Annotated in this window: 13 protein-coding genes; 5 read left to right on the top strand and 8 right to left on the bottom strand. The window is 61.9% G+C overall.

Annotated features, from left to right (window positions below; genetic code table 11):
• The first annotated feature begins 11 nt into the window (after positions 1-11).
• On the top strand, positions 12-1,877 hold the full coding sequence (locus JBE38_RS12715; protein WP_205344398.1) for a DEAD/DEAH box helicase: 1,866 nt from the start codon (positions 12-14) through the stop codon (positions 1,875-1,877).
• A 68-nt stretch (positions 1,878-1,945) separates the two neighbouring features.
• Here JBE38_RS12715 and JBE38_RS12710 read toward each other — a convergent pair whose 3' ends face one another.
• Positions 1,946-2,545 carry a YceI family protein gene (locus tag JBE38_RS12710; RefSeq protein WP_060753425.1) on the bottom strand — a complete coding sequence of 200 codons (600 nt, stop codon included), beginning with the start codon at positions 2,543-2,545 and terminating at the stop codon, positions 1,946-1,948.
• A gap of 32 nt (positions 2,546-2,577) precedes the next feature.
• Entirely contained in the window at positions 2,578-3,129 is a 552-nt protein-coding gene (locus JBE38_RS12705) for a cytochrome b (protein ID WP_060753426.1), read from the bottom strand.
• 272 nt (positions 3,130-3,401) lie between these two features.
• Here JBE38_RS12705 and JBE38_RS12700 point away from each other — a divergent pair, with 272 nt between their 5' ends.
• The gene (locus tag JBE38_RS12700; RefSeq protein ID WP_060753427.1) at positions 3,402-4,808 is read left to right on the top strand and encodes an adenosylmethionine--8-amino-7-oxononanoate transaminase; all 1,407 of its coding nucleotides are present in this window, start codon (positions 3,402-3,404) and stop codon (positions 4,806-4,808) included.
• A gap of 82 nt (positions 4,809-4,890) precedes the next feature.
• On the top strand, positions 4,891-5,610 hold the full coding sequence (locus JBE38_RS12695; protein ID WP_205344397.1) for a 16S rRNA (uracil(1498)-N(3))-methyltransferase: 720 nt from the start codon (positions 4,891-4,893) through the stop codon (positions 5,608-5,610).
• A 76-nt stretch (positions 5,611-5,686) separates the two neighbouring features.
• Here the strand turns inward: JBE38_RS12695 and JBE38_RS12690 are convergent, their stop codons facing one another.
• Genes JBE38_RS12690 through JBE38_RS12680 form a run of 3 tightly spaced genes read right to left on the bottom strand, consistent with a single transcriptional unit; the run spans position 5,687 to position 8,216 of the window.
• A complete protein-coding gene (locus tag JBE38_RS12690) occupies positions 5,687-6,589 on the bottom strand; it encodes a transporter substrate-binding domain-containing protein (protein WP_205344396.1) in 903 nt (300 codons plus the stop codon).
• 25 nt (positions 6,590-6,614) lie between these two features.
• Positions 6,615-6,965 (bottom strand): RidA family protein, encoded by a 351-nt coding sequence (locus JBE38_RS12685; RefSeq protein ID WP_060753430.1) that lies wholly within the window; start codon positions 6,963-6,965, stop codon positions 6,615-6,617.
• A 9-nt stretch (positions 6,966-6,974) separates the two neighbouring features.
• On the bottom strand, positions 6,975-8,216 hold the full coding sequence (locus tag JBE38_RS12680) for a D-amino acid dehydrogenase (protein WP_090368263.1): 1,242 nt from the start codon (positions 8,214-8,216) through the stop codon (positions 6,975-6,977).
• 108 nt (positions 8,217-8,324) lie between these two features.
• Between JBE38_RS12680 and JBE38_RS12675 the strand changes: the two genes are divergently transcribed.
• Positions 8,325-9,227: a LysR family transcriptional regulator gene (locus JBE38_RS12675; RefSeq protein ID WP_060753432.1), complete on the top strand. Its 903-nt coding sequence runs from the start codon at positions 8,325-8,327 to the stop codon at positions 9,225-9,227.
• Here JBE38_RS12675 and trhA read toward each other — a convergent pair.
• Positions 9,222-9,839 carry a PAQR family membrane homeostasis protein TrhA gene (gene trhA / locus JBE38_RS12670; protein WP_060753433.1) on the bottom strand — a complete coding sequence of 206 codons (618 nt, stop codon included), beginning with the start codon at positions 9,837-9,839 and terminating at the stop codon, positions 9,222-9,224. The genes JBE38_RS12675 and trhA overlap by 6 nt on opposite strands.
• 143 nt (positions 9,840-9,982) lie before the next feature.
• Here trhA and JBE38_RS12665 point away from each other — a divergent pair, with 143 nt between their 5' ends.
• On the top strand, positions 9,983-10,927 hold the full coding sequence (locus JBE38_RS12665; protein WP_060753434.1) for a LysR family transcriptional regulator: 945 nt from the start codon (positions 9,983-9,985) through the stop codon (positions 10,925-10,927).
• Between the two features lie 116 nt (positions 10,928-11,043).
• On the opposite strand, the gene madM is transcribed toward JBE38_RS12665, so the two are convergent.
• Positions 11,044-11,808: a malonate transporter subunit MadM gene (gene madM / locus JBE38_RS12660; protein ID WP_060753435.1), complete on the bottom strand. Its 765-nt coding sequence runs from the start codon at positions 11,806-11,808 to the stop codon at positions 11,044-11,046.
• 1 nt (position 11,809) lies between these two features.
• Positions 11,810-12,214 (bottom strand): malonate transporter subunit MadL, encoded by a 405-nt coding sequence (madL, locus tag JBE38_RS12655; protein WP_090368256.1) that lies wholly within the window; start codon positions 12,212-12,214, stop codon positions 11,810-11,812.
• Positions 12,215-12,242 lie beyond the last annotated feature (28 nt).

Here is a 12,242-nt window from a genome sequence, read left to right as displayed (position 1 = left end):
CAGGATTACTCATGTCCTTTGCTTCCCTCGGTCTCTCCGAGGCTTTAGTCCGCGCCATCGAGGCTGCGGGCTATACCGAGCCTACTCCGGTGCAACAGCGGGCCATTCCCGCCGTGTTGCAAGGTCGCGACCTGATGGTTGCGGCACAGACAGGTACTGGTAAAACCGGTGGTTTCGCCCTCCCGATTCTGGAGCGGTTGTTCCCCAACGGTCATCCGGACAAATCCCAGCGTCACGGCCCGCGCCAACCGCGCGTACTGGTCCTGACCCCAACCCGCGAACTCGCAGCCCAGGTACATGACAGCTTCAAGCTGTATGCCCGCGACTTGAAGTTCGTCAGTGCCTGCATCTTCGGCGGCGTCGGCATGAACCCACAGGTTCAGGCCATGTCCCGGGGTGTTGACGTGCTGGTGGCGTGCCCGGGTCGCTTGCTCGACCTGTGCGGTCAAGGCAGCGTCGACTTGTCCCACGTCGAAATCCTCGTGCTGGACGAAGCCGACCGCATGCTCGACATGGGCTTTGTCCATGACGTGAAAAAAGTCCTCGCCCGCCTGCCGGCCAAGCGCCAGAACCTGTTGTTCTCGGCGACGTTCTCCCAGGACATCACCGCCCTGGCCGGCAAGCTGCTGCACAACCCGGAGCGCATCGAAGTCACGCCGCCGAACACCACGGTCGAGCGTATCGAGCAACGTGTGTTCCGCCTGGCCGCCAGCCACAAGCGTGCATTACTGGCCCACCTGATCACCGCCGGCGCCTGGGAACAGGTGCTGGTGTTCACCCGTACCAAGCACGGCGCCAACCGCCTGGCCGAGTACCTGGACAAACACGGCCTCACCGCCGTCGCCATCCACGGCAACAAGAGCCAGAACGCGCGCACCAAGGCCCTGGCCGACTTCAAGGCCGGCACCGTACGCATCCTGGTTGCCACCGACATCGCCGCCCGAGGCCTGGATATCGACCAGTTGCCGCATGTGGTCAACTTCGAACTGCCTAACGTCGACGAAGACTATGTGCACCGTATCGGCCGTACCGGCCGCGCCGGTCGTTCGGGTGAAGCCATTTCCCTGGTTGCACCGGACGAAGAAAAACTGCTGAAAAGCATTGAGCGCATGACCAAGCAGAAGATCGCCGACGGCGACCTGATGGGCTTCGATGCCAGCGCCGTAGAGGCTGAAAAGCCTGAAGCGCGCGAGCGTCCGGACGTGCGTAACCCACGCAACCCACGCGGTCCTAAGGGCGATGGCCCGAACGGCGGCGGCGGCGGTCGTCGCGACAAGGGCAAAGACAAGGGCAAGGAAAAATCCGCGAGCAACGGCCGTGGCGAACGCCCAGCCCGCGAGCAGAAGCCCCGCGAAGGCACCCCGGCCCGCGAACAGCGCCAGCCGAGCCAGCCACCCCGCGCCGCAGCCGACCGTGCTCCGGACGAGTTCCTGGACGACGATATCGACAACTTCGGTAACCGCGTCGACTACGTGCCTCAGGCCAAACCGGCGCAAGGCCGTGGCCGCCGCCCAGGTGCTCCGGCACAGGGCGCGGGCGCTCCGCGCAGCGGCCAGCCTCAAGGCGGCCGCCAGAACGGCCCACGCAACAGCAGCGGCGGCACCGCCGGCACCCCACCAGCCAAGCGCAATGGCGGACGTAATGGCGCATCACGTGACGGCCAGGCCCGTCGCGAAGATTCGCGTAACCGCCGCCCGGCCCGTGACGACCAGCCTCGCTCGTCTGAACCTGCCGTGCAGAACCCGCGTGGTGGCCCGGCGCCGAAGATCATCCACAAGGAGTCCAAAGCCGACCGCTTCCCGACACCCGAGCAGTTGGATCAACTGCCAGGCCGTCCTCGTGGTGAAAAACCAGCGCTGCTGACCCGCAACCGCTGAGTTTTCAAGCCCCATAAAAAATGCCCCGCATCGAAAGATGCGGGGCATTTTTGTATGCGAGGCGAAAATTACTTCGCTTTCACACCTTCAAAGGTGATGTACAGATTAACCACGTCGGACTGTGGACCTACGTCCATGCCACCCGGGTTGAACTCCTTGCGGCTGATCGAGGTGGTCCCTTCAAAGCCGGCACGGTAGCCGCCCCATGGATCCTTGCCTTCGCCCAGGAACGTAGCCTTGACCACGATAGGCTTGGTCACGCCGTGGAAGGTCAGGTCGCCCGCCACATCGGCAGTCTGCTTGCCATCAGCATTCTTGCCGGTTGGCTTGACGCTGGTGGAAACGAACTTGGCGTCCGGGAATTTGCCCGACTCCAGGAAGTCCTTGCTGTTGACGTGCTTGTCACGTTCAGCATGGTTGGTGAACACACTGGCAGTGCGCACATTGACTTCGATCTTGGCGTCTTCGGGCTTGGCCGCGTCAAAACTGAACTTGCCGTCCAGGTCCTTGAAGGTACCGGTGATGTAGCTGTAGCCCAGGTGGCTGATCTTGAAGTCGACGAAGGCGTGCTGGCCTTCTTTGTCGATCACATAGTCGGCAGCCATTGCCGAACCTGCGGACAGCAGGGCAGAACCGATTGCCAGAGCGGCGAGAGTCTTTTTCAACATGCTTTCTATTCCTTGTGAGTCGAGGTTGAACATCAGGCTTTGCGCCCCAGCATTCGCGTCAGGGTCACATCACGATCGATAAAGTGGTGTTTCAATGCAGCCACGCCGTGCAAACCGGCGAAAACCACCAGCACCCAGGCCAGATACAAATGCACCACACCTGCGGTATCTGCCTGGTCCGGTAGACCGGAAACCAAGGCAGGAATTTCAAACAGGCCAAACACCGGGATACCGACACCGTCGGCGGTGGAAATCAGGTAACCGGCAATCATCACGGCAAACAGCCCGAGATAGAGAAACGCGTGGCCAAATGCGGCCCCCATACGGGTCAGGCGGCTATAGCTGGCCAGCGGTGGTGGCGGCGGGCTGATCAAGCGCCAGACGATCCGCACCAGCATGATGGCAAACAGCGTGATGCCAATGCTCTTGTGCAAATCCGGAGCTTCTTTGCGCCAGGCGCTGTAGTAATCGAGGCCGACCATCCACAAGCCCAGGGCGAACAAACCAAACACCACCAGGGCAACGCCCCAGTGCAAGACCATACTGACCCAACCATAGCGGGCCTCTGAATTGCGTAGCTGCATGTACTTAATCCCGTAAGAGCTGTGCCAAGCCTAGCGATTTACCTATCGAATTAAAGCGGAAAATTTTGCTTTGAAATATCGAGAAATACGATATTGAGAGTAGGCAGATTAAATTAACAAGGGATTAAGGACTATCCAGAAGAAACGTGACAGACCGTCCTGTGTTTACTGCCTATTCGCACGTAATGGGTTGTGACACGGCCGCCCATTGCATAGGCTTGCGCGATTGTTTCGCCTGCGTGGTGCGCAGGACCGCTTCGAGGAGAAAACCGATGGGCTTGAACAACCAGTGGATGCAACGCGACCTCGCGGTGCTGTGGCATCCCTGCACCCAGATGAAAGACCACCAGCAATTGCCGCTGATCCCCATCAAGCGCGGTGAAGGCGTGTGGCTGGAAGACTTCGAAGGCAAGCGCTACCTCGACGCCGTCAGTTCCTGGTGGGTCAATGTGTTTGGTCACGCCAACCCGCGCATCAACCAGCGCATCAAGGATCAGGTCGACCAGCTTGAACACGTGATCCTCGCCGGTTTCAGCCACCAGCCGGTGATTGAGCTGTCCGAGCGCCTGGTGCAGATGACGCCGGAGGGCCTGACTCGGTGCTTCTACGCCGATAATGGATCGTCCTGCATCGAAGTCGCGCTGAAAATGAGCTTTCACTATTGGCTCAACCGGGGCCTGCCGAACAAGAAGCGCTTCGTCACCCTGACCAACAGCTACCATGGCGAGACCATCGCCGCGATGTCGGTAGGCGACGTGCCGCTGTTCACCGAAACCTATAAGGCGCTGCTGCTCGACACCCTCAAAGTGCCCAGCCCGGACTGCTACCTGCGCCCTGAGGGCATGAGCTGGGAAGAACACTCGCGCACTATGTTCCAGGCCATGGAACAGACCCTGGCGCAGCACCATGAAACGGTCGCCGCCGTCATCGTCGAGCCGCTGATCCAGGGCGCCGGCGGCATGCGCATGTACCACCCGGTCTACCTCAAGCTGCTGCGCGAAGCCTGCGACCGCTACGGCGTACACCTGATCCACGACGAAATCGCCGTGGGCTTCGGCCGCACCGGCAGTATGTTCGCCTGTGAACAGGCCGGCATCCGTCCGGACTTCCTGTGCCTGTCCAAGGCCCTCACCGGCGGCTACCTGCCGCTGGCCGCCGTGGTCACCACCGAAGACGTGTACAGCGCGTTCTACGACGACTACCCCACCCTGCGCGCCTTCCTGCACTCCCACAGCTACACCGGCAACCCGTTGGCGTGCGCGGCGGCCCTGGCCACCCTGGATATTTTCGAAGAAGACAACGTCATCGAAAACAACCAGGCCCTGGCCCAGCACATGGCCAGCGCGACTGCGCATCTGGTTGACCACCCCCACGTCGCGGAAGTCCGCCAGACCGGCATGGTGCTGGCCATCGAGATGGTCCAGGACAAAGCCACCAAGACCGCCTACCCCTGGCAGGAACGCCGTGGCCTGAAGGTCTTCGAACATGCCCTGGAACGTGGCGCGCTGTTGCGGCCACTGGGCAGCGTGGTGTATTTCCTGCCGCCCTATGTGATTACGCCACAGCAGATCGACTTCCTCGCCGAGGTGGCCAGCGAAGGCATCGATATTGCGACCAACAGCCGCGTCAGCGTGGCGGTGCCCAACAACTTCCACCCCGACTTCCGCGACCCCGGCTGACTGATCGTTCCCGCGCTCTGCGTGGGAACGCATCCCCGGACGCTGCGCGTCCGCTCTGCAGACCCTTTTCCAGAGAACACAAATGAGATTGTCCCGTTTCTTCACCGACACCCTGCTGAGTCTCGGCGATCACGAATTGCCCGAAGCCCAGGCGCATTACATCAGCCGCGTGCTACGCATGACGGAAGGCGACGCCGTGCAATTGTTCGACGGCTCCGGCCAGGAATTCCTGGGCAGCTTGCTGGAAGTCGGCAAAAAGCGCGTCACCGTGCAGCTGACGGAACGTTTCGCAGGCCAGGCCGAATCACCGCTGCACATCCACCTCGGCCAGGGCCTGTCCCGGGGCGAGCGCATGGACTGGGCGATCCAGAAAGCCACCGAATTGGGCGTCAACGCCATTACCCCGATTTTCAGCGAGCGTTGCGAGGTGCGCCTCAAAGACGAACGCGCCGACAAACGCCTGCTGCACTGGCGCCAGGTGGCGATCAGCGCTTGCGAGCAATGCGGACGTTCAACGGTGCCGGTAATCCATCCGCCGCTGCTGTTGGCGGACTGGTTGAAGCAGACCGAGGCCGACCTGAAGCTGGTGCTGCATCCGGTCGCGGCGCCGCTGGTCAGCCATGCCAAGCCCTCGAGCCTGGCCTTCCTGATTGGCCCCGAGGGTGGGCTGACGGACGCCGAAGTCGAAACCGCCCAAGGCGCCGGCTACCATGCCGCCCGCCTTGGCCCACGGGTGTTGCGTACCGAGACGGCACCGGTGGTGGCGCTGGCGGTGGCCCAACAACTGTGGGGTGATTTCTAAGCCTGTTTGGTAAAACTAATCCCGGTAATGTGGGAGCAAGCCCCCTCCCACATCCACCTCTATCCAGGCGGGGTTATCAGTCCACCGGATCACTGACCGGCTTGGCGATAATCGCCTTCAACTCAGCGGTCATCGGGAATTCCAGGTTCAGGCCCTTGGGTGGAATCGGCTGTTCAAACCAGCGCTGGTAAATCCCGTTGATCTCCCCGCTGCGATACAGGTCGCCAAGCGTCTCGTTGACCACGGCCAGAAATTGCGGGTCGTCCTTGCGCACCATGCAGCTGTAGATTTCCCTCGATTGCTCCTTGCCGACCACCACCCAGTGGTGCGGGTCCCTGGCCTTGGCGCGCTCGCCGTACAGCAGCGCGTCATCCATGTAGAACGCCGCCGCGCGGCCGGTTTCCAGCATCTTGAACGCTTCGCCATGGTCCTTGGCGCTGATCACGAACATATTGGTTTTGTGCTCGGCGTCATAGCTCTTGAGAAAGCGCTCGTTGGTGGTGCCCGCAGTGGTCACCACGTTCTTGCCCTTGAGGTCGTCGAACCCCTGGATGCCACTGTCCTTGGCGGTGAGCAACTGGCCCTTCACGTAGATAAAGCCATAGGAGAAGGCCACCTGCTTCTGTCGCTCGGCCGTCACCCCGGTGGACCCGCACTCCAGGTCGACGGTGCCGTTCTGCACCAGGGGAATGCGGGTCTGGGAGGTCACCAGGTTGTATTTGACCTTGAGGTCCGCCACCCCGGTTTTCTGCTGGATGCGCTCGACGATTTTGTTCGCCAACTCCACCGAATACCCCATGGGCTTGCCGCTCTGATCCCCTACGTAGGAAAACGGCACCGATGCGTCGCGGTAGCCCAGGGTGATGGACCGGCTGCTGGCGATCTTGCTCAGCGCGCCCTCCAGCGGTGCTTCGTTCGCATAAGCCTGTGCCCCGAGTAAAAGCCCCAGGGTGCAGCCGCTCAACAGGATTTTTTTCATTGTTATGCTCCGTTGGTTGTTCGGATTATTGACGTACAGCGATCACGCTGATTTCCACCTGTACACTGGGCCGCGCCAGCTCCGCTTGCAGCGTGGTGCGCGTTGGCGCCATGCCCGGGGATAGCCATGCGGACCACACTTCATTCATCGGCGCAAAACCCGCGCCGATATCCTTCAGATAAATAGTCGCATTGAGCAGATGGTCCTTATCGCTACCGGCCTGGGCCAGCAGCGCATCGATCTTTGCCAGGACCTCGCGGGTTTGTGTCGCCACGTCCTGGCCTTCGCCCGGCACCTGCCCCGAAAGAAATACAAGATCCTTGAAGGTGACGGCGCCAGAGAGGCGCTCGTTGCTGTCGATTCGGCTGATGGTCATGGGACATCCTCATGCAGCGCGGGGCGCCAGGCCCTGCATATCAATGGAAGGAACCTGCTGGCCAATCAACTCGGCCAGCAGTTGGCCGCTACCGCTGGCCAGCGTAAACCCGAGCGCGCCATGGCCCAGGTTCAACCACAGGTTGCTATAAACACTGGCGCCGATCAGCGGCACGCCGGTCGGAGTGGCCGGACGCATGCCTGCCCATTCGACCGCGTGGGCATAGTCGCCGGCCAGAGGGAAAGTCTCCAACGCCTGACGCTTCATCAGTGCCAGGCGCTTGGGTTCAAGGCGGGCGTCAAAACCGACGATGTCCACCATGGCCGCCACCCGCAGTTGCTCACCGATGCGCGCGTAGACGATCTTGCGGTCGTAGTCGGTGATGCTCACGCTCGGCGCCCGGTGCTGTGGGCCGATGGGCACGCTCAGGCTGTAGCCCTTGAGCGGATACAGTGGCAGCGCCAACCCCGGCAAGCCCAACTCAGCACTGCGATGGCCGGCCGCGAGTACCAGTTGTTCCACGGGCAGCACTTCATCGCCCAACTCGACGGCCCGCACCACGCCGTTGGCGTGGCGAATCGCAGTCACCCGCCGCCCCAGTAAAAACCTGCACCGGCCCGACGCCTCAAGCCGCTCGGCGAGCCGCCGGCAGAAGGCATGACAATCAGCCACTTCCTCGTTCGGCGTGTAAATGCCGCCGACAAAACCACCGTCTGCCAGTGCAGGTTCAAGGCGCGCACAATCCACCGCCGACAGTACCTGCTGCTGGAGGATATCCGTGACTTTGCTGCGCGCCTGCTCAAACGTGGCCGAGTGGCGGAAGGTCACCAACTTGCCGTTACGCCGCCAGTCGAAACCGTCCAGATGATCATCCTCGCGCCAGCGCTGCAACGTGTCCTGGCTCAGGGACGCCAGGCGCAGCAGGTGGGCGGCATTGCTCTTGTTGACCGAGCCACGGCAGGCGCCAAGAAACGCGGCCATCCAGCGCCATTGCTGAAGGTCCAGGCGCGGGCGCAGCCTGAGCGGCGAATCACCGCGCAGCAACCAGCCAATGGCTTGCAGGGGAACACCGGCGTCGGCCAACGGCGCGACGTAGCGATAAGACAACTGCCCACCGTTGGCGAAACTGGTTTCACTGCCCACACTGTCGCGAGCCTCGATCAGTGTCACCTCATGGCCCGCCCGCACCAACGCGTAAGCACTGGCCAAACCGATGACGCCACCGCCGATGATGCAAACTCGCTTGGCCATCCCCGCCACCCGTGGTTGAAGTAAGAGGTTCCAAGGGTAGAGGCAGGTGACAGGTCACCGACAATGAATAAAGATGGTCCACCTATAAACAAAGGTTATGGACTTGCCATGCGCTTGCGGCATATCGAAATTTTCCAGGCCATCCGCCAGACCGGCTCCGTCAGCGCCGCCGCGCAGTTGTTGCACGTCTCGCAACCGGCGGTGACCAAGGTGTTGCAACACGCCGAATTGCAGCTCGGCTTCCCGCTGTTCCTGCGGGTGCGCGGCAAACTGCAGCCCACCCCGGAAGCCCTGGCGCTGGAAAGTGAAGTGGAGAAAGTCACCCAGAGCCTGCAAGGGGTGCGGCGCCTGGCCAAGAGCCTGCGCCACGAGCCTGGGCAAAGCGTGCGCATCGGTGCGATTCCGGCGCTGGCATTGTCACTGTTGCCACCGGCGGTGCTGGAGTGGAAGCGTGACTACCCGGACATCGCCTGCGAGCTGTCCAGCGACCACAGCCGCGAGCTGGTCCACAAGCTGTTGATGCGCGAGATCGACCTGGCGCTGACGCTCAACTTCTCCGGCCATCCGGGGCTGACCACCCAGGTGCTGGCCAACGGTGTGCTGGTGGCGTTGGCGTCCAAAGGCTATTGGCCCGAAACCGCGTCGGCTCAACCTTTGCCTTTATCGGATCTGGCCGGCGCACCGCTGATTGGCTTGTCCAGCGCTGACCCGCTGGCGGCAAAACTCGAGAGTTACCTGGAAAGCGTCGACCCGGCGCCTCGGGTGACCCTCTCCGTACAGACCTACTCCCTGGCCCGGGCCATGGTGGAGTCCGGCGCCGGCTTGACGGTGATCGATCCCTTCACTGCATCAGGTGCCTCGACGGCCACCACCTGCATCCGCACGCTCACACCGCCGCTGCCCATCACCCTGTATGCCTTGACCCGCGCCGACGAGCCGCCGCCGCATATGCTGGCCAAGCTGGTGGAGATCTTCGGCCTGCGCGCCAGGGAGCTGCTGGAGCGCTTATAAGACGTAATGCATGATCGCCACGAAGTGCAGCAGGCTGCCGCCGATCACGAACAGATGCCAGATCCCGTGGGAATGCCGCAACCGGTCCTCCAAGGCAAAGAAGATGATGCCGACGGTGTACAGCACCCCACCCGCCGCCAGCCAGGTAAACCCCGCCGTGCCGAGCGCGGCGATCAGTGGCTTGACGGCCACCAGCACAATCCAGCCCATCACCGCGTAGATCACGATCGACAGGATGCGCGCCTCGGAGCGCGGCTTGATCTCCTGCAGGATGCCGATCACCGCCAGCCCCCACACGATGCCGAACAGCGTCCAACCCCACGGGCCACGCAAGGTCACCAGGCAGAACGGCGTGTAACTGCCGGCAATCAGCAGGTAGATAGAGAAATGATCGACCTTCTGCATGATCTCTTTTCGCCGCCCGCGCACGCTGTGGTACACGGTCGACGCGCTGTACAGCACCAGCAACGTAAAGCCATAAATCGCCACGCTGACAATCTTCCACGGGCTGCCATCCAGGCTCGCCACCACCAACATCCACACTGCACCAATACACGCCGCCACTGTCCCGAGCAAATGGCTCCAGGCGTTGAATCGTTCACCGTGGTACATCTGTCACCGACCTCCCTAACCGTTAACCATTGGCGAGCTAGCGTCCGACCTTGCGCATAAGAGTGCAAGCGTCTTGTGACGTTCCGAGGACGCCACGCGGTTTTGCGGGCACAATCGAACGCATTCGAACAAGAGCCACGGCCATGCTGATCGACGAAGAGTTCACCCTCAAGAAGCTGGAAATCTTCCTGGCGTTCATGCGCACCGGTAACCTGGCCCGCGCCGCCGCCGAGCTGCAAACCAGTAACGTCAGCGTGCACCGCGCCATCCACTCCCTGGAAAATGCCCTGCGTTGCCCACTGTTCAAACACGAAGGGCGCAACCTCACCCCGCTGGAAAGTGCCTACGTGCTGGAAGAGCGCGCGCAAAAACTGGTCGCCGATGTGGTCGACAGCGTGCGCTTGACCCGTGAAGCCGCGGGTTTCTCCGCCGAACGCTTCAAGCTCGGCGCGTTGTATTCGCTGACGGTCAAGACCGTGCCGCAACTGATCATGGGCCTGAAAATCCGGCGCAGCGAACTCAACATCGACCTGATCCTGGGCTCCAACTTCGACCTGCTCTACAAGCTCAAGAATATGGAAGTGGACGCGATCCTGATCTCCCTCGATGAGCACGCCAACGACCCTGACTGCGAACAGATCGCGCTGTTCTCGGACGACATCTTCCTCGCCACCCCGGCCGACTCGCCGTTCGATCGCGAGCAGCAGATCGACCTCGCCGCCGTTCGCGACGCCACCTTCATCACCCTCACGCAAGGCTTCGCCACCCACCAGGATGGCAATCGCGTATTCAAGCAAGCGGGGTTCGAACCGAAGGTCGCGATGCAGGTGAATGACATTTTCACGTTACTGAGCATGGTCAGTTCGGGAGTGGGCTATGCCCTTCTGCCGGGAAGGATTGCGGCGGTGTATGAGAACCGGGTGAAACTGATACCGCTGCAACCGCGGTATCGGTTGCAGCAGCATATTGGCGTGGTGTTCTTGAAGGCCAAGGAACGCGACCCGAATTTGCTCGCGTTGCTGGCGGAGTGTCGGATGTATGCCAACCGCCAGACCGCTATCGGGAGCAAGCCCCCTCCCACATTTTGATCTGCGCTCCAATCAAATGTGGGAGCCCCCTCCTGCATTTTGATATGTGAACCCAATCAAGTGTGGGAGGGGGCTTGCTCCCGATGACGCCAGACCAGACAACACAAACTCCAGAGTCAGCCAACCAGCCCACGCACAATGAAGTACAGCACCGAAGGCCCGAGCAAGCACCCAAGCCCGGTATGAAACGTCGCCGTCAGCGCACCATAAGGCACCAGCCGCCGATCCGTCGCCGCCAGCCCCGCCGTCACCCCGCTCACCGTGCCGGCCAAACCGCCAAACACCATCGCCGAGCGCGGGTTATCCAAGCCCATCCAGCGCGCCGCCACCGGGGTGCCGACCATCACCAGAATCGCCTTGATCAAGCCGGTGGCAATCGACAGCGCCATCACATCCGAAGTCGCGCCAATCGCCGCGCCGGTCACCGGGCCGACGATGTACGTCACCGCACCGGCGCCGATGGTGGTCATGCTGACCGCATCGCGATAACCAAAGGCCCAGGCCATGCTGGCGCCGACAATAAACGGCAGCACCGTGCCCAGCAGCAATGCGATCACGCCGATCAACCCAGCCTTGCGCGCTTCGGTGGCTTGCACTTCAAACGCCGTGGCAACGATGGCGAAATCCCGCAGCATCGCACCACCCATCAGGCCAATGCCGGAGAACAACGCCACATCGGCCAAGCCCTTTTGCCCGCCGGTGAGTGTGCCGCCGACCCAGGCCAGTACCAAGCCAATAACGATGGCAATCGCCGAGCCATGAATGCGCCCGAACGTCAGGCGCTTGGACAGCACCACGGAAATCCACATCACCACACCCACGAAGGCGAATGCGGTAACCAGGCCGTTATGTTCCAGACCTTTCTCGATGAGGTCCCACATATCAGCGACCTCCTGCCGACGCGATCAGCGGCTCTTCAGCGGGTAGCGGTTCGCCTTTGTGGGTGCGGCTGATCAGGGCAATCGTGCAACCGCACACCAGTACCGAACCGATGGCCGCCAGTACCGCCACCGGCCCACCGTGCAGGGCCGTCACCACGTTTTGTTGCGCCGCCATCGCCACCACTACGGGGATGTACATCGCGCCCCAGAAGCCCACGCCCATCTCGCAATCCTTGGTCATGCCACCGCGTTTTTGCATCCACAGGCGGGCGCAGATCAGCAGGATCATCGCAATGCCCACTCCGCCCACGTTGGATTTGACGCCGAGCAACACGCCGAGCATGTCGCCCATGATCACGCCCGCTAGCGTGCAGATCGCCAGCAATGCCACACCGTAGATAATCATTGTTGTTGTCCTCAAAGTGCTCGATCGA

It is taken from the genome of Pseudomonas sp. ICBG1301 (assembly GCF_016918385.1).
GTDB classification, from domain to species: Bacteria; Pseudomonadota; Gammaproteobacteria; order Pseudomonadales; family Pseudomonadaceae; genus Aquipseudomonas; species Aquipseudomonas palleroniana.
The sequence above is the reverse complement of the archived record's forward strand: the minus strand, read 5'-3'. Positions and strand labels throughout refer to the sequence as shown.